Origin of the sequence: Arthrobacter sp. N1, from assembly GCF_048288285.1 — a bacterium.
Lineage (GTDB): Bacteria > Actinomycetota > Actinomycetes > Actinomycetales > Micrococcaceae > Arthrobacter_D.
This window is the reverse complement of the sequence record NZ_CP102608.1, coordinates 2,849,814-2,871,322: the sequence shown is the minus strand read 5'-3', so window position 1 is coordinate 2,871,322 and position 21,509 is coordinate 2,849,814. Positions and strand designations below refer to the sequence as shown.

Here is a 21,509-nt window from a genome sequence, read left to right as displayed (position 1 = left end):
CGGCCCGTCGCAGGGCCGGCGGGGGAACGGAACACCAATGACGCAAGACCAGTCTGCCTGGATGCCGGACGACGCCCCGGAGGGGGTGGGAGGCACACGACGACGCCGGGCCGCCTCGGACGCAGGCCCGCCCCGCTTCGTCGACCGTTTCGCTCCCGAGGACACGGTCGGCGCCGACGCCCCGACGGGCAGCGCCCCGCACCCCGACGACGACGTCGACCTGACGGTCCGTCGGGCACCGACCCCGACCACCCCCGCATCCTTCACGTCCCCCGCACCAGGCACGCCGGACGGTCCCACGCCGGACGGTCCGCCGCCGGGCGCCAACGCGCCGTCCTCCGTGCGCGGACCCGCGGGGGTCCCGGTCTTCGAGGCGCCTGCCTCCGGGCCGGTCCGTATCTCGGTGTCCTCTCCCGGTCCGATCGGGGAGCCGGCACCAGGTGCTGCGAGGGATGGCGGGATGGTCCCGGATCCGACCCCCACCGGCCCCCAGCCGACTGCGCCCGGTCGTCCTGCCACGGGACCGGACGCCGAGAACTCCTCGGTCTCCCCGGCGGAGTTCCCGGTACCGCAGGTACTCCCGGTGCCCCCGGCGTCCCCCGGCCCGCCCGCCCCGGTGCCCGGTGCCCCGTCCGCAATCGTGTCCAGCCCCTCCGGTGGCCCGGCGGCAGCCGCCGCCGTATCAGCGCCCGCCACGCCTGCCACGCCCGCCGCTCCCGCATCAGCGTCACCGACGGCAGCCGCTCCCGCATCAGCGTCACCGACGGCAGCCGCCCCGGCCGCGGGCGGGACCTCCGGGCAGTTCGCCGCCATGGCGGCGTCCACCGCGGCGACGGGGCTGCGTCCGAGGGATGGCCGCAAGTCCTTCCTCTCTGCCGACACCGCCGTCGTTCCCGCCGAGACGGGCCTCCGCGGCGTCCTCTCACGGCTCGGCATGCGCATGCCACCGTCCCCTGCCGAACTCTCGATGCGCGAGGATGTCGCGGCGGTCAGCAGGCACTGGCCCGGCCCCCGGACGATCGCCGTGGCGAACGGCAAGGGTGGAGCGAACAAGACACCCACCACGGTGATGCTCGCCGCGGTGTTCGCCCGCAACGGCGGGGCGCCCGTCCTGGCCTGGGACAACAACGAGACCCGCGGCACGCTGGGGTGGCGGACGGAGCAGGGCCCGCACGAGGCGACCGTCCTCGACCTCCTGCCGCAGACGGACGCCCTCCTCGCGCCCTCCGCGCAATCGGCCCTCCTGGCGCGCTACGTCCACCACCAGACGGCGGACAAGTTCGACGTCCTCCGGTCCAAGCCGGACGTCCTCGCCACGCAGCAGAAGGTGACCTCCCAGGACTTCGACGCCCTGCACGAGGTCGCGTCCAAGTACTTCAGGCTGAACGTCATCGACTCGGGCAACGACGAGACGGCCGAACGCTGGCTCCGCATGATCCACCACACGGACCAGCTCGTCATCGCCACCACGACGCTGGAGGAACACGCCGAGGCGGGCGCGCTGCTGCTCGAGGCGCTGCGGGCGCGGGGCGGTCGCTACGGCGAGCTGTCGGAGCGGGCCGTCGTCGTGGTCAGCCAGTCGGACAAGAACGGGACGCAGGCCCAGGCCCGGGCGATCGCCGACGGGTTCGGCGACCTGGCCCGACGCGCGGTGACCATCCCGTTCGACATCGCACTCCTCAAGGGGCGCATCCGCTTCTCCGCGCTGCGACCGGCGACGCAGCGTGCCTGGCTCGCAGCCGCGGCCGCCGTCTCGGAAGGGCTCTGAACACAGATACTCAGCTTGCTTATCACTTCGTTGGTTCCTAGGCTGGGTGGACGTACGCCAGCCACGCTCTACGCAAGGGAGAACAGCATGTCCACACACGACATCTCAGGCAAGAAGGTCGCCTTCCTGCTGACCGACGGGGTGGAGCAGATCGAGCTCACCAGCCCCTGGGACGCGGTCAAGGAAGCGGGCGGCGTACCCACGCTCGTCTCGCCCGCAGCGGGGCCGCTGCAGGGTTTCAACGGCATGGACAAGGGTGACACCTTCGACGTCGACCTCGCGGTCTCCGACGCGAAAGCGGAGGACTACGACGCACTGGTGCTCCCCGGCGGCGTCGTCAACGCCGACTTCCTGCGCGTCGACACGGACGCCCAGCGTTTCGCCCGCGCCTTCTTCGAGCAGCACAAGCCCGTCGCCTCCATCTGCCACGGGCCCTGGCTGCTCATCGAGGCGGGCGTGGTCGATGGCCGTGACCTGACGTCCTTCCACACCCTGGCCACCGACCTGAAGAACGCCGGCGCCAACTGGAGCGACGAGGAGGTGGTCGTGGACCAGGGACTGGTCACCAGCCGTAACCCCGGCGACCTCGACGCCTTCAACGACAAGCTCCTCGAGGAGATCGAGGAAGGTCCGCACGAGGGCCAGACCGTCTGAGTCGACGGCGAGATGCCTTGCGAACGGCGGCCCGGGTCCATCCGGGTCGCCGTTCGCAGTGACCGGACCTCCACCGGCGCACGGTGTGCGAGGCGAGGCGGCTGGCCGGATCCGCCTCCGATGCGACAGGATCAGGGCATGACAGAGCTGCCGTTCCCCCTCCAACCGATGCTGGCCAAAGCCGTCGACGCCGTGCCGGACCAGGACAGCGTGCCGGGCGGGCTCGTCTACGAACCGAAGTGGGACGGCTTCCGCGCGATCATCCGCATCCAGGACGGGACGTGCGAGATCGGCAGCCGCGGGTCGAAGATGCTCACGCGCTACTTCCCCGAACTCGTCGACGCCCTGCTCGAGCACCTGCCGGAGCGGTGCGTGGTCGACGGTGAGATCGTGGTGCGCCGCGGCGAACCGGGGGCGGAGCGCCTCGACTGGGAAGCCCTCTCCCAGCGCATCCATCCCGCGGAGAGCCGCATCAGACTGCTGGCGGCCCAGACGCCGTCCTCGTTCGTCGTCTTCGATCTCCTCGCCATCGATGAGACGGACCTCACCGGCCTGCCCTTCCGCGACCGGCGCGAGGCACTGGAGGGCATCGGCCAGTCCTTCGGCGGAGCGGTCCATCTCTCCCAGGTCACGCGCGACGTCGAGCTCGCCCGCCGCTGGCTCGTCGAATTCGAGGGCGCGGGGCTCGACGGCGTGGTGGCCAAGCCCCTCGCGTCCGCCTACGAGCCGAACAAGCGCCGCATGCTCAAGGTCAAGCACCACCGCAGCGCGGACACCGTGGTCCTCGGGTACCGCGTCCACACGTCCGGCCAGGGCGTCGGATCCCTGCTGCTCGGGCTGTACGACGAGGACGGCGTACTGCAGAACGTCGGCGGCATCTCCGCGTTCTCCACCAAGCGGCGGCTCGAACTCGTCGACGAGCTCGAGCAGGACGTCATGCTGGACGGAGACGGCGAGGTGCAGCGGGGTGCCACCGAGCGCAGCAGGTTCGCCTCGGGCAAGGACGTCTCCTATGTGCGGCTGCACCCGCGCCGCGTGGTCGAGGTGCGGTACGACCAGATGGAGGGCTCCCGCTTCCGGCACACGGTGCAGTTCGAGCGCTGGCGGCCCGATCGCGACGCCGGCTCCTGCACTTTCGACCAGCTCGAGATCCCCGCAGCCTACGACCTCAGCCGGGTCCTGGCCTGACCGCGCCGCGCGGCCCGTCGACGTCGTCGGTGACGCCTAGGCTTGGACGATGACTCCGATCCTCCTCTGCGGCGGCCCGACCTGGGGGCCCTCGGTCCCCGCCCTGTCGCTGCATGTCGTGCCCGGGCAGGGCGGGGCGGAGGACGTCCCGGGCGTGCCGGACGGGGATCTCCCGCTTGATGCCGGCACCCGGGTGGCCTTCGAGGTCGCCGGGGAGGACCGCTACTGCCTCGGGTTCCACCGCGTGCACGGCCGCGACGACCGCACCTGGGTGCGCTGCGTCGACCAGGCGCCGGCGGACAGGGGCCACCAGTGCGGCCGGTGCTTCGTGCAGGACGATCTGCGGTTCATGCATGACATCCACCGCTCGGGGATCGCCCCCGCCGGGCTCAAGCGCTATCTCGAGCAGCCGCACTGGCTGTACGTCGCGACCTTCGCCGACGGCGCCACTAAGGTGGGGACGGCATCGCACCTGCGCAAGCACGCGCGCCTCGTGGAGCAGGGCGCCGTGGTGGCCCAGTTCGTCGCGCACGCAGCGGACGGCCGCGTGGTGCGGGTCCTCGAGGACGAGGTCACGCGGACCGTCGGCCTGCAGCAGGCGGTGAGGTCCGGAGCCAAGGCCGCTTCCCTGTGCACGCCACTGCCGATGGCCCGGCTCGAGCACCTCAACGACGGGTTCGCCCTGGCGGCGCGCGGCCTGCTCGACGGCGGTCTGGGGATCGACGGCTACGAGGTGGTGCACGAGGAGTTCGAGCCGCCGCCCTCCTGGGGCGCCCTCCTCGGGCACCCCGCCCTCCAGCCCTACCCCGAGCCCCTGACGCACGGCCGGCACGGCTTCACCGTGCGTCAGGTCCTCGGTCCCTCGGCGCTGGTCGCGATCGACGGCACCGAGGTGCTGTTCGTCGTCGATCTCGCGCAGCTGAAGGGCAGGCGTCTCCGCTTCGGGGACTTCAGCACGCCCGTCCCTGCAGTGCAGGAATCGCTCTTCTGAGGTCCCGCCCGTCGGCAGCGACGCGGACGGCGGTAGAATCGCATCATGCTGAACACGCCCTGGGAGACCGGCTCGGACCTGTACCGGAAGCTGGTGGTCTCCGCACTCGTGACCACGGGTATCGGCATCCTCATCGCGGTCCTCGGCGCGGCGACCGACCAGAGCGTCCTCGTCGTCACGGCGATCCCGATCATCGTCGCCGGTATGGTCTGCCACCTCGCCGGCATGGTGGTGCGGTCCCGGGACGTACGCCGCCGCCTGCGGGACCGCAGCTGACCAACCCCGGCTCCGTCCGCCGGTTCCACCCTGCGCGGCCGTCCATCCTGTCCCCTTCCATCGGAGGATCCATTGACCATCGACCCAGACCTGCAGGGACGCAGCTACCCTGCGGGTGAGATCTACTCCGTGGGACGCGAGGCCATCCGCGACTTCGCCCGGGCCGTCAAGGCGACGCACGTCGCGCATTTCGACGTCGACGCAGCGGTGGCACTCGGACACGCCGACCTCGTCGCGCCGCCGACCTTCGCGATCGTCGTCGCGCAACGGGCGGATGCGCAGCTGATCGCGGACCCGAGCGCGGGCATCGACTTCACGCGCGTGGTGCACGCGGACCAGCGCTTCGTCCACCACCGTCCCATCGTCGCCGGTGACGAACTGGTCGCCGAACTGCACGTGGACCAGGTCCGCGCGATGGGCGGGGGCGCGATGATCACCACGCGCGCCGAGATCTCGACGGTCGACGGCATCCACACGGCGACGACGACGTCGTCGCTCCTCGTCCGCGGAGAGGACCAGTAGCCATGAGCGCACGATTCGCCACCCTCGAGGTCGGTCAGCAGATCGGCACCCGCACCATCGACGTGACGCGGCAGGACCTCGTCCGCTATGCCGGTGCGTCCGGGGACCTCAACCCGATCCACTGGAACCAGTCCTTCGCGGAGGGAGTGGGCCTCCCCGGCGTCATCGCCCACGGCATGTTCACCATGGGGGCCTCCGTCCAGCTGGTGACCGACTGGTGCGGGGACCCCGCCGCCGTCGTGGACTACCAGACGCGCTTCACCAAGCCCGTGGTCGTCGAGGACACCACGGCCCGTCCCGGCGAGCCGGGCGCCGTCGTCGAGGTGACCGGCACGGTCGGCGCGCTCGACGCCGAGCGGTCGACCGCGCGCATCGACCTGACCGTCACCTACGGCGGTCAGAAGGTCCTCGTGAAGGCGCAGGCCGTGGTGAGGCTGCCATGAGCGCCCCCGTGACCGGCCCGCGCCTGGCCGACCTCACCACCGCGCGCGTGGGCGGTGCCGCGCGGACCCTCGTGGAGGCGGCTACCGGGCAGGAGATCGTGGCGGCCGTCCGGGCGGCGGACGCAGCGGGCGAGCCGCTGCTGATCGTGAGCGGGGGATCGAACCTGCTGATCGGCGACGACGGCTTCGACGGGACCGTCGTGCGCATCACGTCCTCGGGGTTCACCGTGGACGACGACGACGCCACCTGCGGCGGGGTCATGGTCAAGGTGCAGGCCGGCCACGACTGGGACGACCTCGTCCGGTACACCGTGCTCCACGCGTTCTCCGGGCTGGAAGCCCTGTCCGGGATCCCGGGGTCCACCGGGGCGACGCCGGTGCAGAACGTGGGCGCATACGGCTCGGACGTGGCGCAGACCATCGCGACGGTCCGCACCTTCGACCGCGAGACGGACAGCATCAAGAGCTTCACGAACTTCGAGCTCGGGTTCGGCTACCGGGACTCGCTCCTGAAGCGCAGCACCGTCGGCGGGTCTCCCCGCTACGTGGTCCTCTCGGTGGAGTTCCAGCTCGGTCTCGGCCGGATGAGCAAGCCCGTGCGGTACGCGGAACTGGCGGCCGCCCTGGGTATCGGGGTGGGGGAACGGACCTACGCGAACGATGTCCGCCGGGCGGTCCTGCGCCTTCGTGCCGGCAAGGGGATGGTGCTCGACGCACCCGATCCCGACACCTGGAGCACCGGTTCCTTCTTCACCAACCCGATCGTGTCCGAGGACGTCGCCGCAGCGCTTCCGCCCGATGCGCCGCGCTATCCCGCCGGTCTCGAGGGCCAGGTGAAGCTCAGCGCGGCGTGGCTGATCGAGCGGGCGGGCTTCTCGAAGGGCTTCGGCCTCGGGGACGACGACGGATACGCCGCCGCTGAGGGCCGGGCCTCCCTCTCGACGAAGCACACGCTGGCGGTCACGAACCGGGGCGGGGCCACCACCTCGGACCTGTTGTCCGTGGCGCGGCTCGTACGGGACGGCGTCGAGGCGCGATTCGGCATCCGCCTCGAGCCCGAGCCGCTGCTCATCAACTGCTCGCTCTGAGGCGAAGATGGGTCACAGGGCGGGAGAGCGCCGGGCCTGCTCAGCGGCGGCCCGGGTGAGGACGACGTCGTCCCAGCTGTCCTCCCGCTGCACGAGCCGGCGCGAGCACAGCCACTGGGCCAGCCGGGAGGCGACGCTGATCTGGGCCAGCCGGTCGTGGAAGTCGGGGAGCAGCTGCGGGACGGCGAGGAAGTCCGGGAGCGCGTGGAGCAGCTCCCGCGCTCCGAGGAGCCGTGCGTAGGGAGCCTCGGCGTCGAACTGGCGTTCCAGCTCGAGCAGCTCGCGCGCGGGTCCCTCGAGCCCCGCGGCGGCCACCTCCTCGAGGTATCCACGGAGGTGGGACTGAACCCGCTCGTAGCGCAGCAGGCTCTCAGGATGCCGGGTGTGGCCGCTCACGGCGAAGAAGCGCCGGAGGATGGTGTCTGCGTTCATCGGGTCCATGCGCCCATGGTGCCGCCGCCCACCGACTTTTTCAGACACCCGCCACGACTGCCCCCCGCCGGTACACCAGGCCGCCGGTCCCGCCCGCCGGGGGACGGGCGGTGTCCTCGCCGTCGTCGGACCCTGCGACGGGCCGTGCGGGCTAGAGGTTGCCGGTCGCGATCATCAGCATGCGGCGCAAGGGCTCGGCCGCACCCCACAGCAGCTGGTCACCGACGGTGAACGCACTGATGTAGTCCGGGCCCATCTCGAGCTTGCGGATACGCCCCACCGGGACGGTCAGGGACCCGGTGGCGGCGACCGGCGTCAGGGACGCCAGCGTATCCGTCTTCGTGTTCGGGATGACGCGGACCCAGTCGTTGTCCGCCGCGATGATCGCCTCGATCTCACCGACGGGCAGGTCCTCGGTCAGCTTCAGGGTCAGGGCCTGCGAGTGCGAGCGCATGGCGCCGACCCTGACGCACAGTCCGTCGAAGGGGATGCGCGCGTCGGTGCCGAGGATCTTGTTGGTCTCCGCGCCCGCTTTCCATTCCTCGCGGGACACGCCGTTGCCGAGGTCGCTGTCGATCCACGGGATGACTGAGCCGGCCAGCGGCACACCGAACTGGGAGGCCTCCAGGCTCGGGTGGCGCTGCTTCGCGAGGATGGCCCGGTCGATGTCCAGGATGGCCGATGCGGGATCGTCGAGGTTCATCGCCACGGCGCCGTGGAGGTCGCCGAACTGCGTGAGGAGTTCGCGCATGTGCCGGGCGCCGCCGCCCGAGGCCGCCTGGTAGGTCATGGACGTGCCCCACTCCACGAGACCGTTGCGGAAGAGCCCGCCGAGGCCCATCAGCATGCAGGACACGGTGCAGTTGCCGCCGATGAAGTCGCGGACGCCGCCCGCGAGGCCCGCGTCGATCGCGGACCGGTTGACCGGGTCGAGGACGATCACGCTGTCCTGATCCATGCGCAGGGTGGAGGCGGCGTCCAGCCACAGCCCGGACCAGCCCGCGTCGCGCAGCTTCGGGTACACCTCGGAGGTGTAGTCGCCACCCTGCGCCGTCACGATGATGGGGAGCGTGGCGAGGGTCTCGACGTCGTAGGCGTCCTGCAGGGGGTCCGCGCCGTCGGCGAAGGACGGCGCCGCGCCGCCCGCGGCCGACGTCGAGAAGAACACGGGGTTGATGCGGGCGAAGTCGCCCTCGTCCTGGAGCCGCTGCATGAGGACCGAGCCGACCATGCCGCGCCAGCCGACGAATCCGACGGACGGCAGGGCGGCGCTCTCGGGTGCTGAAGTCATACGCCCAGTTTAGGCGGGAGGGGGAGTCCGGCCCGCTTTGTGACCGGCCCGGCTCGGTCCTGCCTCGTCCAGAGACTGATCCGGTACCGCGGACCCTTGGAGGACTCCAGCCAGCCCGTCTCGGGCGTCAACGCGGTGAGCGACCAGTCCGGACCGAGGGCCGGCGCCAGGGTGTCACCCTCCGCGGCATCCTCGACCACCGTGACCAGGGCGGCGTGGGCGTGGGCCATCCCGTCGGCGTACACGCGCCCGCCGCCGATGATCCAGACCTCGTCCGCCCCCGGAGCGTCCGCAGCCGCTGCCAGCGCGGCGTCCAGCGACGGGACGACGACGGCGCCGGGCAGATCGGTGACGGAGGTCGAGATGACGAAGTTGGTGCGGTCCGGCAGGGGCCGGAAGCGCTCGGGGAACGATTCCCAGGTGCGGCGGCCCATGATCACAGGGTGCCCCGTGGTGGTCGCACGGAAGTGCGCGAGGTCCTCGGGGACGTGCCAGGGGATGCCGCCGTCCTTCCCGATCACCCCGTTCTCCGTCTGGGCCCAGATCATACCGATCACGGGCCTGGCCCGGACCGCGTCGGAGACCGTCAGGGCCCGGGGCGGGCTGTCCTGGCTCATACCGCGACCGGCGCCTTGATGGTGGGGTGGTGCCGGTAGCCGAGCACGGCGAAGTCCTCCAGCTGGTAGTCGAAGATGCCGGCCGGCTTCCGGGTGAGCTCGACGCGCGGGTACGGGTACGGGTCGCGGGACAGCTGCTCCGCGACCTGCTCCACGTGGTTGTCGTAGACGTGCACGTCCCCGCCCGTCCAGATGAACTCGCCGGGCTCGAGGCCCGTCTGCTGGGCGACCATCAGGGTCAGCAGGGCGTAGGACGCGATGTTGAAGGGCACGCCGAGGAAGGTGTCCGCGGAGCGCTGGTACAGCTGGCAGGAGAGCTTCCCGGGAGCGCCGTCCTGGCCGGGTGTCACGTAGAACTGGAAGAACACGTGGCAGGGCGGCAGGGCCATGTCCTTGATCTCGGAGACGTTCCAGGCCGAGACGAGGTGGCGGCGGGAATCGGGGTTGGTCCGCAGGGCCTCGACGACCTGCGCGATCTGGTCGATGTGCCCGCCGTCGGGCGTGGGCCACGAGCGCCACTGGACGCCGTACACCGGGCCGAGCTCGCCGTCGTCGTCCGCCCACTCGTTCCAGATGGAGACGCCGCGTTCCTGGAGCCAGCGCACGTTCGAGTCGCCGCGGAGGAACCACAGCAGTTCGAGCGCCACCGACTTGAAGTGCACGCGCTTGGTGGTGATCAGCGGGAAGGACTCGGCGAGGTCGAAACGCAGCTGGCGGCCGAAGACACTGCGGGTCCCGGTGCCCGTCCGGTCGCTCTTCGCCGCGCCGTTCGCCATGACGTCGCGCAGCAGGTCCTCGTACGGGGTGGGGATGGGGGAGCTCACCCGGCAAGTCTAGAGCGGATGAGGCGCCGGTAGACTTCCGGGGCCGGGGGAGAGCGCCGGTCATCTGCCGTTCACCTTGCACCGGAAGACTCCAGCCGTGACCATCCCCCCGCCCGACGCAGCCCCCACCGACGCTCCCGCAGTCGACCCCGCCGTCGATCCCGCAGTCGACCCCGCCGTCGACCCCGCTGTCCGGCAGGCGCAGTTCGCCGCCGCCGGACGCGCGCCGGAGCCCCGGACGCTGCTGGACATCCTCCACGCGACCGCCGCGGCACACCCCAGCGCCTCCGCGCTCGACGACGGCACCTCGGCCCTCAGCTACGCGGAGCTGGTTGCTGCCGCGCAGGCGTTCGCCGGCACCCTCCGGCGGGCGGGGGTCGGCCGTGGGGACTCCGTCGGCGTCCGCCTGCCCTCGGGTACCAGCGAGCTGTACATCGCGATCCTCGGCGTCCTCGCGGCGGGCGCGGCCTACGTCCCCGTGGACGCCGACGATCCCGACGAGCGCGCGCTCGTCGTCTTCGCCGAGTCGCGGGCCGCCGTCGTCGTCGGGCCGGGCCTGGCGCTCACCCCCGCGGGACGCCCCCGGGGGATCGACGGAGGACCGACGCCCGACGACGACGCCTGGATCATCTTCACCTCCGGCTCCACCGGCACGCCCAAGGGGGTCGCCGTCACGCACCGCTCGGCCGCGGCCTTCGTCGACGCCGAGGCCCGCCTGTTCCTGCAGCGCGAGCCGATCGGCCCCGCCGACCGCGTGCTGGCGGGCCTGTCCGTCGCGTTCGACGCCTCGTGCGAGGAGATGTGGCTGGCCTGGCGCCACGGTGCGTGCCTCGTCCCGGCGCCGCGCGCCCTCGTGCGGACCGGCGTCGACCTCGGTCCGTGGCTGATCGCCCGCGGCATCACGGTCGTGTCCACGGTGCCGACCCTCGCAGCCCTGTGGCCCGCGGATGCGCTCGAGAACGTCCGGCTGCTCATCTTCGGCGGCGAGGCCTGCCCGCCGGACCTCGCGCAGCGCCTCGCCGTGCACGACCGCGAGGTGTGGAACACGTACGGGCCCACCGAGGCGACCGTCGTCGCCTGCGCGGCGCGCCTCGGCGGTGGTGGACCCGTCCGCATCGGCCTGCCGCTGGACGGCTGGGACCTCGCCGTCGTCGACGGATCGGGCGTGCCCGTGCCCGAGGGCGCCGTCGGCGAACTGATCATCGGGGGAGTGGGCCTGGCCCGCTACCTCGATCCCGCGAAGGACGCCGAGAAGTACGCGCCGCTGCCGACCCTCGGCTGGGACCGCGCCTACCGCTCCGGGGATCTCGTGAAGCTGGAGGCGGCGGGGCTGGTGTTCGTCGGCCGCGCGGACGACCAGGTGAAGCTCGGCGGGCGGCGCGTCGAGCTCGGGGAGGTCGACGCCGCGCTGCAGGCCCTCCCGGACATCGCCGGGGCGGCCGCCGCCGTGCGGACGACGCCGTCCGGCAACCAGCTGCTCGTCGGGTACCTCGTCGCTGCCTCCGCCGCCCCCGACCTCGCGGCGCTCCGCGCCCTGCTGGCCGAGCAGCTCCCCGCGGCCCTCGTGCCGCTCCTGACCGTGACCGACGCGCTGCCCACCAAGACCAGCGGCAAGGTGGACCGGGACGCGCTGCCCTGGCCGCTTCCCGGCAGGGAGGAGGCCGGGGGCGCGGCGGCGCTCGAGGCCCTCGACCCGCAGGTCCAGTGGATCGCTGACCAGTGGGCCGCCGTGCTCGGCACAGTCCCGGTCGACGGGGACGCCGACTTCTTCCTCCACGGTGGCGGCTCCCTCGCCGCGGCCCGGCTCGTCTCCATGATCCGCGCCCGCTACCCGGTCGTCACCGTCGCGGACGTCTACGCGCACCCGCGCCTGGGCGCGCTCGCCGCGCTCGCGGCGAGCACGGGCGACGGGGCCGAGCAGCAGGCCGCCCCCGTCCGGACCGTGCGGCGCACCAGCCGGAGGTCGCAGGTCTTCCAGACCCTCCTGGGGATCCCGCTGCAGTTCCTCGCGGGCATGCGCTGGCTGACGTACGCCATGATCGCGACGAACGTCCTGGCCGGCCTCGGCGTCCTCACCGCGGCGCCCACGGTGTCGTGGCCCTGGGTCGCCGCGTCCTGGCTGGTCTTCGTGAGCCCCTTCGGCCGCATGGCCCTCTCCGTCGCCGCCGCCCGTGTCCTGCTGCGGGGCGTCCGGCCCGGTGTGTATCCGCGGTCCGGCAGGGTGCACCTGCGGCTCTGGCTCGCCGAGCAGATCTCGGACAGTGTCGGCGCCGTGGGTCTGGCGAGTGCCCCGTGGGTCCCCGTGTACGCCAGGGCCCTCGGGGCGAGGATCGGGCCCGACGTCGACCTCCACTCCGTCCCGCCCGTCACGGGGTTCCTGACGCTCGGTGCAGGCGCCTCCGTGGAGCCGGAGGTGGACCTCTCCGGCTGGTGGATCGACGGCGACCGCGTCCACGTCGGCGCCATCGACGTGGGCGCCGGTGCCGTCGTCGGTGCCCGCAGCACCCTGATGCCGGGCGCACGGGTCGGCGCCCGGGCGGAGGTGGCACCCGGATCCGCGGTGCAGGGCGCGGTGAAGGCCGGACAGCTCTTCTCCGGGTCGCCGGCGGTGCGGGAGGGCCGCGCCCGGCAGGACCGGCCCGACGCCCCGCCGCCCCGCTCGCCGTTCCGTGCGCGCATGGCGTTCCTGGCCTTCGCCGCAGCATCCGGTGCGCTGGCGCTGATCCCGTTCGTCGCGGCCGTCGTGGCGTCCCTGCCCGTGGTGGCGGCCCTCCGGGGTGCGCCGTCGCTCGCCGCCGCCTGGCCCACGCTCGTCGGTCCGGTGGTCCTCGCCGCCGTCCTGTGGCTGCTGGTCAACGCGCTCCTCGTCGTCGTCACCGTGCGGCTGCTCGGCCTCGGACTGCAGGAGGGCCACTACCCGGCACGCAGCCGCACCGGGTGGCGGATCTGGGCCACCGAACGCACGCTCGACATGGCGCGCGACCTCCTCTTCCCCCTCTACGCGAGCCTCGTCACGCCGGTGTGGCTCCGACTGCTCGGCGCGCGGGTCGGACGGAACGTCGAGGCATCCACAGTGCTCCTGATCCCGGCGATGACGACCATCGGTGAAGGGGCGTTCCTCGCGGACGACACCAGGGTGGCGTCCTACGAGCTCGGTGGCGGCCACCTGCGCATCGCTCCGGCGAAGATCGGCCGGCGCGCGTTCCTCGGCAACTCCGGCATGACGTCGGCCGGCCGGCGCGTCCCGAAGAACTCGCTCGTCGCCGTGCTCTCGGCAACCCCCGCGAAGGCGAAGGCCGGGAGCTCCTGGCTGGGCAGTCCGCCGTCGCGCCTGCGCCGCCTCGCGGTCACGGGAGACAGCAGCCGCACCTTCCGGCCGCCTCCCCGGCTCAAGGCCGCCCGGGCGTTCTGGGAGCTCTGCCGGATCGTGCCGATCATCCTGACGGTCATGATCGCCGCCGCCTCCCTGGTCATCATCGACGCGCTCGCCCTGTGGGCCGGGCACGCGGTCGCAGCGCTGCTCAGCGGCCTGGTGTTCATGGCCCTCGGAGCCGTCGCCGCGGGAAGCGCCGTCCTCGCGAAGTGGCTGCTCGTAGGACGCATCCGGGCGGGGGAGCACCCGCTCTGGAGCTCGTTCATCTGGCGCAACGAGGTGGTGGACACCTTCATCGAGAGCGTGAGCGCCCCGTGGTTCGCCCGCGCCGCCAGCGGGACACCCGCCCTGGTGTGGTGGCTGCGTGCGCTGGGGTCGAAGATCGGGCAGGGCGTCTGGTGCGAGAGCTACTGGCTCCCCGAGGCGGACCTCGTGACGCTGGGCGCCGGGTCCACCGTCAACCGTGGCTGCGTGGTGCAGACGCACCTCTTCCATGACAGGATCATGAGCATGGACACCGTGGAGCTCGCTGCAGGCGCGACCCTCGGCCCGCACAGCGTGATCCTGCCCGCGGCGGACATCGGCTCCGGCGCCACCGTAGGGCCCGCCTCGCTCGTCATGCGGGGAGAGACCGTTCCCGCCGGCAGCTCCTGGATGGGGAACCCGGTCAGCTCGTGGACCGGGCCCGGACCCGTGCGTGGGCAGTAGCTCCGAGGGCTCCGCGCCCGATCCCTACACGCCGGGCAACGGCAGCACCGCCTACCGCGTGAAGCACTACGACCTCACCCTGGACTACAAGCTCGCCAGCAACCGCCTCTCCGGCCGTGCGGTCCTCACCATGGCCGCCCACCGCGAACTGCACCAGCTCGAGCTCGACCTGAGCGGGCTGCGGACCACGAAGGTCACCTCCGACACGGTGCGCGTGCGCTCGTTCAAGGAGCGGGCGGGCAAACTGGTCGTCGCCTTCCGCGACCCCGTGCCCGACGACGCCGAGCTACGGCTCGACATCCGGTACGAGGGGAACCCGGCACCCATCAGCGGTACCTGGGGGGACGTCGGCTGGGAGGAGCTCACGGACGGCGTCCTGGTGGCCGGGCAGCCGACCGGTGCGCCGTCGTGGTTCCCCTGCAACGACCACCCCTCCGGCAAGGCGGCCTACCGGTTCACCGTGACCACCGACGCCGGCTACCGCGCGGTGTGCAACGGCGTCCTCGTCGCGCGCATCGCGAAGTCCAGCCGCACCACGTGGGTGTACGAGCAGTCGGAACCGATGCCCACCTACCTCGCGACGGTGCAGATCGGCCGGTACGACCTCGTGGCGCTGAACGACCCGGCGCAGCCCGCCGTCGGCCTTCCCCGCCATGCAGGCGGCGGACGCGGGACGGGGCGTCCCGTTCCCCAGTACGCGGCCGTGCCGGCGGCCCTCGCGCACGCGGCGAAGGCCGCCCTCGGCCGGCACCACGAGATGATGACCGCCTTCGAGGAGCGCTTCGGGCCCTACCCGTTCCCCCAGTACCTCCTGGTGGTGGCGGACGACGACCTGGAGATCCCCCTCGAGGCGCAGACGCTGTCCATCATCGGGCGCAACCACCTCGACGAGGGCTGGGAGGCGCAACGGCTGATCGCGCACGAGCTCGCGCACCAGTGGTTCGGCAACGCGGTCACCACCGCCCGCTGGCAGGACATCTGGCTGCACGAGGGTTTCGCCTGCTACGCGGAATGGCTCTGGTCCGAGGCGAGCGGGGCGACGACGGCGGAGGCGCACGCGCGCTCGACGCACCAGCATCTCGCCCGTGAACCCCAGGACCTCGTGATCGGCGACCCCGGCGCCGCGGACATGTTCGACGACCGCGTGTACAAGCGCGGTGCACTCGCGCTGCATGCGCTCCGGACCGCCGTGGGCGACGACGCCTTCTTCGGCCTCCTCCGTTCGTGGACGGCCGGGTACCGCTTCGGTTCGGTCACCACGCCGGACTTCCTCGCCTTCGTGACCCGCACCCTGCCCGGGACCGATGCCGAGGTGCTCCTCGGTCCGTGGCTGCACGCCGCGGCGCTTCCCGCCCTGTAGCGCGGCTCGTCCTTCAACGGTCCACGGCAGCCCGGGCCCACCGCCCTGGTCGACGCGCGCGGCCTGCAGCGCGTCGGCCGAGGGCCACGGCCCGGGACTAGGGCCCGACGGCGACGGCGGCCGCGAGGCCGTGCCCGGTCAGCAGCACTCCGTCGATGCGGTGCAGGTCCCTGACCCGGGCATCGTCGAGGACGTCGAGCTCGTGCGGCTCGAGGGGTCGTGTACCGCGCCCCGGGCCGCTGTGCGCCTCCGCGCCTGCACGCGCACCCGTCGGGGGACCGGCGCCGGCACCCGGGTCCGTACCGCCGCCGAAGCCGGTCCCGAGAGCCTTGGCCACGGCCTCCTTGCGCGCCCAGAGCCGTGCCCGCGTCGCCGCGCGTCCGTCCGGCGGCGTCCCGTGCACGGCCCTGCGCTCGCGGACCGTCAGGGCCACGTCGTCGAAGCCGTCGAAGTCCACCTCGGTCACGGCGGTGAGGTCCACGCCGAGGCTCTGCGGCTCGTCCGCCCGGTCGCCGGTCGCGGTGAGGCCGCCGACCAGGACGAACCCCGCGGCGCGGGAGAGGCTGAGGGACAGGGGCGTCCGTACGCCGTCCACGGTGTAGCCGGGCCTCCCGTGGTCGGACCCGCCGGCGGGCGAGCATCGCGGGCAGGAGAAGTCCGAGCGGAGGCGTCCGGGGCCGACATCGAGCAGCTCCGCGGCGAGCTCCCGGAGGGCCGCACGTCCGGCCACGAACTGCGCTGCCCGAACCGGATCGACGAAACGACCGGCGCGCTCACGTTCGAGGGCATCGAGACCGTGGACCTCGTCGAAGCCGTCGAGCCGGGCAGGGGCCCGCCGGCCCGGTTCGCCCGACGCATGGGGCGCCGGGTGCAGGCCGGGGGTGGGGCCGGTCCGGAGGAGCCGCACGACGACGCCGGACGGCTGCGCCGGGGAGGCGGTGCCGGGCAGCGAGGGGGACGTCATCACCCCATGATCGTCGATGGATGCTCCGCCGAGGTGGTCCTGCGGACGGGTGCTGGGCGGAGGGGCCCTGCGCAGGGGTGCGACGCCCGGTCCGTGCCGGTGGACCCCGAGTGGCAGATGCCTGGTGAGGGACGCCTGATGAGGGGACCCCTAGAGACGGACCCCTAGAGACGGACGTCGAGGAGTTCGCTGCAGACGTCGTCGCGCAGGATGAACGGGCGCGGTCGGTCGGCGTCGGCGCGCCGGCCGTACACGTAGTAGCCGCGTCCCTCCCCGGGGCCGCCGGCTGCGCGGTCGATCGCGTGCACGAGCCGTGGTGTCAGCGGCCCTGCCGGCCCGATGCTCCGGAGTTCCTCGATCTCGTGCGGTGCGAGTCCCCGCACAACGCCTCTCACATCGGCCATCCCTGCGGTTCCCGTCCGTCGGAGCGTGCTGTGCATGAGCTTCCGACCCTAGGGAAGGCTGATGAACCAGGCATGAACGGCGCGGGACCGGCGGATGATCCTCCGTGAACCGATCATCGTCGTGGCTGATCCGCACGGGTGCGCCCGGCACGAGTGTCGAGGTTCAGTCGTCGTACGCCCTGAACTGCTCCACCGAGACGATCCGCCCCAGATTGGCGCTGCTGACCTGGCAGATCACGGCCTCGCCGGGCGCCAGGTAGGGGTCCTCGACCGGTAGGAGGGCCCGGAGGGTACCGGTCATGTGGGTGCCGAGCACCGAGAAGACCAGGGGCAGTACGGGCCGATGGGTGCAGATCGCCACGGAGCGGCGCTTGTCGAACACCCGCTCGACGGCGGACCGCGCGCGCCCGGGCCTGCGGGCGGCGTCGTGCTCGGTCAGGGCATCCACGAGCTTCAGCTTCGCGCTGCGCTGGGTGACGTAGGGGGAGACGGTCTGGACGCACCGGACCCAGGGGCTGCTGACCACGCGCTCGGGATTCCAGGCCTGCAGCAGCCTGCCGACCGCGATCGCCTGGCGCCGGCCGGTGGCGGCGAGGGGACGCTCGCCCTCGGCACGGCTCCACGACGAGCGTGGTTTCGCCTTCGCGTGACGCACGACGATCAGCGGCCAGGTCTGCAGGTCCTTCGCGCGGTGCGCGGCGACCAGCGCGTCGAGCGGCTCGACGTCGGACGGGTTGCTGAGCATCGTCCGGGCCCGCTCCGGGGCGACCCACTCGAAGCCGTCCACCTCCTTGCCGTCGGGCACGGGCGTGAGCCGCTCGGTCCTCGCTGCCCAGTAGTGCACCGTCTTCCCGCCCGATGTGACCGGATAGGTGATGGTCGCGAGCGGGATGCCGAGCTTGACGCTCACCCCCACCTCCTCGAATGTCTCGCGCACGGCGCACTCGGGCGTCGTCTCACCCGGATCGAGCTTCCCCTTGGGCCACGACCAGTCGCCGTAGCGCGGCCTGTGGATGATCAGGACCTCCAGGGATCCCTTCTCCACGCGCCAGCACAGCGTGCCCGCAGCGATGACCGTGGCGCCACTGCCCGGTGCGGTCTGGGCGGTCGCGTCCTTCGTCGACGTCGCCATCAGCGGCGCGACACCGCTCGCTGGCGCGCCCGGGAGGCGAGCAGCCACGACTGGATGTCCTCGAGCGGTGTGCCGCCGTCGTCCTTGTGGTGGCGGGTCCAGCAACCCGTCTCGTCGAGGTGCCAGCTGGAGACGGCCGGGTTCATGTAGCGGTCCATGAGGGTCATCAGGTAGGAGATGTCCTCCGGTGCGCTCAACTGGACGAGCGCCTCGACGCGACGGTCGAGGTTGCGGTGCATCATGTCCGCCGAGCCGATGAAGACGGCGGGCTCCCCGCCGTTGGCGAACGCGAAGACGCGGGAGTGCTCGAGGAACCGGCCGAGCACGGAGCGCACCGTCACGTTCTCGCTGAGTCCCGGGACGCCGGGGCGGACGGAGCAGATGCCGCGGACGATCACGTCGACCTGCACACCGGCCTGCGAGGCCCGGTAGAGCGAGTCGATGATGGCTTCGTCCACCATCGAGTTGACCTTGATGACCACCCGCGCGGCGAGACCGGCCTGCTTGTTGGCGATCTCCCGCTCGATGCGGTCGATCAGGCCCGAGCGGACCGAGCGCGGAGCGACGAGCAGGCGCTTGAACGTGGACTTCGGGGCGTACCCGGAGAGCTGGTTGAACAGCCTCGAGAGGTCCTGGCCCACCTGCTCGTTCGCCGTGAGGAGCCCGAGGTCCTCGTAGTACCGCGCCGTGCGGGGGTGGTAGTTGCCCGTGCCGATGTGGCAGTACCGGCGCAGCCCGTCGATCTCCTGCCGCACCACGAGGGAGAGCTTGCAGTGCGTCTTCAGGCCCACGATCCCGTACACCACGTGCACGCCCGCCTGCTCGAGCTTCCGGGCCCAGGAGATGTTCGCCTGCTCGTCGAAGCGCGCCTTGATCTCGACGAGCGCGAGGACCTGCTTGCCGGCCTCCGCCGCGTCGATCAGGGCGTCGACGATCGGGGAGTCACCCGAGGTGCGGTACAGCGTCTGCTTGATGGCCTGCACCTTGGGGTCGGCCGCGGCCTGCTCCAGGAACGCCTGCACCGACGTCGAGAAGGAGTCGTAGGGGTGGTGCAGGAGGATGTCCCGGCGGCGCATGGCGGCGAAGACGTTCGCGGCCTTGGAGGTCTCGCTCTCGTTGAGGTGGCGGCTCGTGTGCGGGACGTGCTTCGGGTAGTGCAGGTCGCCGCGGTCGATCCCGGCGATGACGCTGAGTCCCCGGAGGTCCAGGGGGGCGGGGAGGTTGTACACCTCGTCCTCCTCGACGCCGAGCTCGCGCGACAGCAGGGCGCGGATGCTCGGATTGATGTCCGTGGTCACCTCGAGGCGCACCGGCGGACCGAAGCGGCGGCGGAGCAGCTCCTTCTCGAGGGCCTGCAGCAGGTTCTCGGCGTCGTCCTCCTCGACCTCGAGGTCCTCGTTGCGGGTCACGCGGAACAGGTGGTGCTCGAGCACCTCCATGCCGGGGAACAGCTGGTCGAGGTGGACGGCGATGACCTCCTCGAGCGGGATGAAGCGCGCGATCCGCCCGGCGACGTTCCCGGCACGCGGACCGTCCACGGACATGAGGCGCGGCAGCTGGTCCGGCACCTTGACGCGGGCGAAGAGCTCCTTCTCGCTGACCGGGTTGCGGACCACGACGGCGAGGTTGAGGGAGAGTCCGGAGATGTAGGGGAACGGGTGCGCGGGATCGACGGCGAGGGGCGTGAGGATCGGGAAGACCTTCTCCGCGAAGATCTTGTGCAGTTCCGCCCGCGCGGTTTCGTCGAGTTCCTGCCAGGTGGTGAGGTGGATCTGCTCCTCGGCGAGGGCCGGCCGGATGTGCTCGGCGAACACGGCCGCGTGGCGCTGCTGCAGCTGGTAGCCGTCCTGCATGATCTTCTCGAGCTGCTCGATGGGGCTGAGTCCCGCGGCCGAGGGGACGGCGAGACCGGTCGCGATGCGGCGCTTCAGCCCGGCGACACGGACCATGAAGAACTCGTCGAGGTTGGACGCGAAGATGGAGAGGAAGTTGACCCGCTCCAGCAGGAAGAGCTCGGGGTCCTCCGCGAGTTCGAGCACGCGGGCGTTGAAGTCGAGCCAGCTGATCTCACGGTCGAGGAAGCGGTCCGGCCGGATGTCGCCGGAGGGCAGGAGGCTCGGAGCGAACTCGGGGATGTCGATGCGGTCCTGCGTCGCCCGGGCCGGAGCCGTCTCGGACGAGCCGTAGAGCGAGGCACCCCGGGGTGTGGTCTTCGAATCCATGGCGTCTCCTGCAGGTGGGCGGGCATCATCGCGTACCCCGCCCTGATCGGGCAGGGGTACGCCTCGAAAATAACCTTACAAGGTGGCCTGCGCCGCGGTTGGCGCGTACATGACGTCCACGTCCCACCGGGTGAAACCGAGGGTGCGGTACAGCGCGACGGCGGCGGTGTTGTCCGCGTCGACGTAGAGCATGATCGCCTGCAGGCCCTTGCCGTGCAGGTGGTCGATCCCCGCGATGGTCAGCGCCTTGCCGAGGCCCGTGCCCTGCGCCTCGGGCGCCACTCCGACGACGTAGACCTCGCCCATGGCCGGATGCCCGCCGGTGCCCGGGTGAACCTTCGTCCAGTGGAAGCCGAGCAGGGTGTCGTCCGCGGACCGCACGGCGAGCAGGAAGCCCTCGGCGTCGAACCAGTCCTCGTCCAGGCGTGCCTCGAGGTCCGCGCGCGTCGTCGCGCCCTGTTCCGGGTGGTGCGCGAAGGCGGCGGCGTTGACGGCGAGCCAGGCCTCCTCGTCCCGACCGCGGACGAAGGGACGCAGCACGACGCCGTCGGGCAGGCGCAGGGCGGGGACCGACTGCTCGACGGCGGCGCGCGTGAGCCGCATGCGCCAGAGTTCCCGCACGGGTGCGTACCCGAAGCGCGCGGCGAGATCGGCGGCCGCCGAATGGTTGCCGTGGGACCAGCCCCGGAGATCGGTGATCCCTTCGGCGAGGACGGCCTCGATCAACGCCGTCCCGGCGCCCTCCCCCCGGCAGTCCGGCCCGACGACGAGTTCCAGGACGGAGCCGTCACCCGACCCGCGGGTGATCACCGCGACACCGGCCAGATCGCTGTCCGGCTGGCCCGCGGAGCGCGCGGTGATGACGAGCAGTCGCTCGCCGGCGTCCTCGGCCCGCAGCGTGACGAGGGTCTGCTCCGAGAGGGGAGGGTTGCCGTCGGCCTCGGAGGCTGCCGCGGCCAGGCGGCGGATCTCCTCGAGGGTCGCGGCCGCCGGCGCGCCGGCGATCCTGTCGACGGACCAGGTGGGTGTGTGCTCGACGGCGGTCATGCGCCCAGCCTAGCCCTGCCCCGGTCGGTGCCGGTTTGCCGGTCGCCCGGGCGTGGGGTAATGTCGTGACCTGCTCGAGGGGGATGCACCAGTGGGGTGCCCGCGATACGTTCGACCCGTATGTCCTCCACCATGGTCCCGTCACCGGGACAGCGAAACCCCCTTCCACCCGTGGTAAAAGGGGGTTTCGTCGTTCCCGCCGGGA

The 21,509-nt window shown here is 72.1% G+C and carries 19 protein-coding genes; 10 read left to right on the top strand and 9 right to left on the bottom strand.

Annotation, left to right across the window (positions count from 1 at the left end):
• Nucleotides 1-37: 37 nt before the first annotated feature.
• The 8 genes from NVV32_RS13310 to NVV32_RS13275 all read left to right on the top strand — a co-directional run bounded on the left by NVV32_RS13310 (nucleotide 38) and on the right by NVV32_RS13275 (nucleotide 6,930).
• Nucleotides 38-1,768 (top strand): AAA family ATPase, encoded by a 1,731-nt coding sequence (locus tag NVV32_RS13310; protein ID WP_422390465.1) that lies wholly within the window; start codon nucleotides 38-40, stop codon nucleotides 1,766-1,768.
• An 87-nt stretch (nucleotides 1,769-1,855) separates the two neighbouring features.
• Nucleotides 1,856-2,422: a type 1 glutamine amidotransferase domain-containing protein gene (locus NVV32_RS13305; protein WP_055767941.1), complete on the top strand. Its 567-nt coding sequence runs from the start codon at nucleotides 1,856-1,858 to the stop codon at nucleotides 2,420-2,422.
• 138 nt (nucleotides 2,423-2,560) lie between these two features.
• Nucleotides 2,561-3,610, top strand: a complete 1,050-nt coding sequence (locus NVV32_RS13300) for an ATP-dependent DNA ligase (protein ID WP_422390464.1) — start codon at nucleotides 2,561-2,563, stop codon at nucleotides 3,608-3,610.
• 49 nt (nucleotides 3,611-3,659) lie between these two features.
• The gene (locus NVV32_RS13295) at nucleotides 3,660-4,601 is read left to right on the top strand and encodes a DUF2797 domain-containing protein (protein WP_422390463.1); all 942 of its coding nucleotides are present in this window, start codon (nucleotides 3,660-3,662) and stop codon (nucleotides 4,599-4,601) included.
• A gap of 45 nt (nucleotides 4,602-4,646) precedes the next feature.
• A complete protein-coding gene (locus NVV32_RS13290; protein ID WP_055767946.1) occupies nucleotides 4,647-4,877 on the top strand; it encodes a hypothetical protein in 231 nt (76 codons plus the stop codon).
• A gap of 72 nt (nucleotides 4,878-4,949) precedes the next feature.
• Nucleotides 4,950-5,399 (top strand): FAS1-like dehydratase domain-containing protein, encoded by a 450-nt coding sequence (locus tag NVV32_RS13285; protein WP_422390462.1) that lies wholly within the window; start codon nucleotides 4,950-4,952, stop codon nucleotides 5,397-5,399.
• Nucleotides 5,400-5,401: 2 nt separating this feature from the next.
• Nucleotides 5,402-5,842 carry a MaoC family dehydratase gene (locus NVV32_RS13280; protein WP_055767951.1) on the top strand — a complete coding sequence of 147 codons (441 nt, stop codon included), beginning with the start codon at nucleotides 5,402-5,404 and terminating at the stop codon, nucleotides 5,840-5,842.
• Nucleotides 5,839-6,930 (top strand): UDP-N-acetylmuramate dehydrogenase, encoded by a 1,092-nt coding sequence (locus NVV32_RS13275; protein ID WP_422390461.1) that lies wholly within the window; start codon nucleotides 5,839-5,841, stop codon nucleotides 6,928-6,930. The genes NVV32_RS13280 and NVV32_RS13275 overlap by 4 nt, the downstream gene beginning before the upstream one ends.
• A 12-nt stretch (nucleotides 6,931-6,942) precedes the next feature.
• On the opposite strand, the gene NVV32_RS13270 is transcribed toward NVV32_RS13275, so the two are convergent.
• The 4 genes from NVV32_RS13270 to NVV32_RS13255 form a co-directional block, all read right to left on the bottom strand.
• On the bottom strand, nucleotides 6,943-7,371 hold the full coding sequence (locus tag NVV32_RS13270; protein WP_157365750.1) for a hypothetical protein: 429 nt from the start codon (nucleotides 7,369-7,371) through the stop codon (nucleotides 6,943-6,945).
• Nucleotides 7,372-7,513: 142 nt separating this feature from the next.
• The gene (asd, locus tag NVV32_RS13265; RefSeq protein ID WP_422390460.1) at nucleotides 7,514-8,653 is read right to left on the bottom strand and encodes an aspartate-semialdehyde dehydrogenase; all 1,140 of its coding nucleotides are present in this window, start codon (nucleotides 8,651-8,653) and stop codon (nucleotides 7,514-7,516) included.
• Complete coding sequence (locus NVV32_RS13260; RefSeq protein WP_422390459.1) at nucleotides 8,650-9,270, bottom strand: dihydrofolate reductase; 621 nt, start codon at nucleotides 9,268-9,270, stop codon at nucleotides 8,650-8,652. The genes asd and NVV32_RS13260 overlap by 4 nt, the downstream gene beginning before the upstream one ends.
• Nucleotides 9,267-10,046, bottom strand: a complete 780-nt coding sequence (locus NVV32_RS13255; protein ID WP_422392052.1) for a thymidylate synthase — start codon at nucleotides 10,044-10,046, stop codon at nucleotides 9,267-9,269. The genes NVV32_RS13260 and NVV32_RS13255 overlap by 4 nt, the downstream gene beginning before the upstream one ends.
• Nucleotides 10,047-10,191: 145 nt before the next feature.
• Here NVV32_RS13255 and NVV32_RS13250 point away from each other — a divergent pair, with 145 nt between their 5' ends.
• Together NVV32_RS13250 and NVV32_RS13245 are read left to right on the top strand one after the other, a co-directional pair.
• A complete protein-coding gene (locus tag NVV32_RS13250) occupies nucleotides 10,192-14,175 on the top strand; it encodes a Pls/PosA family non-ribosomal peptide synthetase (RefSeq protein ID WP_422390458.1) in 3,984 nt (1,327 codons plus the stop codon).
• Nucleotides 14,165-15,535 carry a M1 family metallopeptidase gene (locus tag NVV32_RS13245; protein ID WP_422390457.1) on the top strand — a complete coding sequence of 457 codons (1,371 nt, stop codon included), beginning with the start codon at nucleotides 14,165-14,167 and terminating at the stop codon, nucleotides 15,533-15,535. Before NVV32_RS13250 ends, NVV32_RS13245 begins: the two co-directional genes overlap by 11 nt.
• A 97-nt stretch (nucleotides 15,536-15,632) precedes the next feature.
• On the opposite strand, the gene NVV32_RS13240 is transcribed toward NVV32_RS13245, so the two are convergent.
• The 5 genes from NVV32_RS13240 to mshD form a co-directional block, all read right to left on the bottom strand.
• Nucleotides 15,633-16,499 carry a 4'-phosphopantetheinyl transferase family protein gene (locus NVV32_RS13240; protein ID WP_422390456.1) on the bottom strand — a complete coding sequence of 289 codons (867 nt, stop codon included), beginning with the start codon at nucleotides 16,497-16,499 and terminating at the stop codon, nucleotides 15,633-15,635.
• A 164-nt stretch (nucleotides 16,500-16,663) separates the two neighbouring features.
• Entirely contained in the window at nucleotides 16,664-16,903 is a 240-nt protein-coding gene (locus NVV32_RS13235) for a hypothetical protein (protein WP_157365751.1), read from the bottom strand.
• A 163-nt stretch (nucleotides 16,904-17,066) separates the two neighbouring features.
• Nucleotides 17,067-18,035 carry an NUDIX hydrolase gene (locus tag NVV32_RS13230; RefSeq protein WP_422392051.1) on the bottom strand — a complete coding sequence of 323 codons (969 nt, stop codon included), beginning with the start codon at nucleotides 18,033-18,035 and terminating at the stop codon, nucleotides 17,067-17,069.
• Nucleotides 18,035-20,257, bottom strand: coding sequence for an RNA degradosome polyphosphate kinase (locus NVV32_RS13225; protein ID WP_422390455.1), 2,223 nt, complete (start codon nucleotides 20,255-20,257; stop codon nucleotides 18,035-18,037). Before NVV32_RS13225 ends, NVV32_RS13230 begins: the two co-directional genes overlap by 1 nt.
• A gap of 75 nt (nucleotides 20,258-20,332) precedes the next feature.
• Nucleotides 20,333-21,304, bottom strand: coding sequence for a mycothiol synthase (gene mshD / locus NVV32_RS13220; protein ID WP_055767974.1), 972 nt, complete (start codon nucleotides 21,302-21,304; stop codon nucleotides 20,333-20,335).
• Nucleotides 21,305-21,509 lie beyond the last annotated feature (205 nt).

Bases quoted from the DNA above. Each gene is read 5' to 3' on its own strand.
- NVV32_RS13290 (WP_055767946.1), top strand. From the start codon at position 4,647: ATGCTGAACACGCCCTGGGAGACCGGCTCGGACCTGTACCGGAAGCTG.
- NVV32_RS13230 (WP_422392051.1), bottom strand. From the start codon at position 18,035: ATGGCGACGTCGACGAAGGACGCGACCGCCCAGACCGCACCGGGCAGT.
- NVV32_RS13295 (WP_422390463.1), top strand. From the start codon at position 3,660: ATGACTCCGATCCTCCTCTGCGGCGGCCCGACCTGGGGGCCCTCGGTC.
- asd (WP_422390460.1), bottom strand. From the start codon at position 8,653: ATGACTTCAGCACCCGAGAGCGCCGCCCTGCCGTCCGTCGGATTCGTC.
- NVV32_RS13235 (WP_157365751.1), bottom strand. From the start codon at position 16,903: ATGGCCGATGTGAGAGGCGTTGTGCGGGGACTCGCACCGCACGAGATC.
- NVV32_RS13255 (WP_422392052.1), bottom strand. From the start codon at position 10,046: ATGGCGAACGGCGCGGCGAAGAGCGACCGGACGGGCACCGGGACCCGC.
- NVV32_RS13260 (WP_422390459.1), bottom strand. From the start codon at position 9,270: ATGAGCCAGGACAGCCCGCCCCGGGCCCTGACGGTCTCCGACGCGGTC.
- NVV32_RS13310 (WP_422390465.1), top strand. From the start codon at position 38: ATGACGCAAGACCAGTCTGCCTGGATGCCGGACGACGCCCCGGAGGGG.
- NVV32_RS13305 (WP_055767941.1), top strand. From the start codon at position 1,856: ATGTCCACACACGACATCTCAGGCAAGAAGGTCGCCTTCCTGCTGACC.
- NVV32_RS13280 (WP_055767951.1), top strand. From the start codon at position 5,402: ATGAGCGCACGATTCGCCACCCTCGAGGTCGGTCAGCAGATCGGCACC.
- NVV32_RS13240 (WP_422390456.1), bottom strand. From the start codon at position 16,499: ATGACGTCCCCCTCGCTGCCCGGCACCGCCTCCCCGGCGCAGCCGTCC.
- NVV32_RS13275 (WP_422390461.1), top strand. From the start codon at position 5,839: ATGAGCGCCCCCGTGACCGGCCCGCGCCTGGCCGACCTCACCACCGCG.
- NVV32_RS13270 (WP_157365750.1), bottom strand. From the start codon at position 7,371: ATGGACCCGATGAACGCAGACACCATCCTCCGGCGCTTCTTCGCCGTG.
- NVV32_RS13300 (WP_422390464.1), top strand. From the start codon at position 2,561: ATGACAGAGCTGCCGTTCCCCCTCCAACCGATGCTGGCCAAAGCCGTC.
- NVV32_RS13225 (WP_422390455.1), bottom strand. From the start codon at position 20,257: ATGGATTCGAAGACCACACCCCGGGGTGCCTCGCTCTACGGCTCGTCC.
- mshD (WP_055767974.1), bottom strand. From the start codon at position 21,304: ATGACCGCCGTCGAGCACACACCCACCTGGTCCGTCGACAGGATCGCC.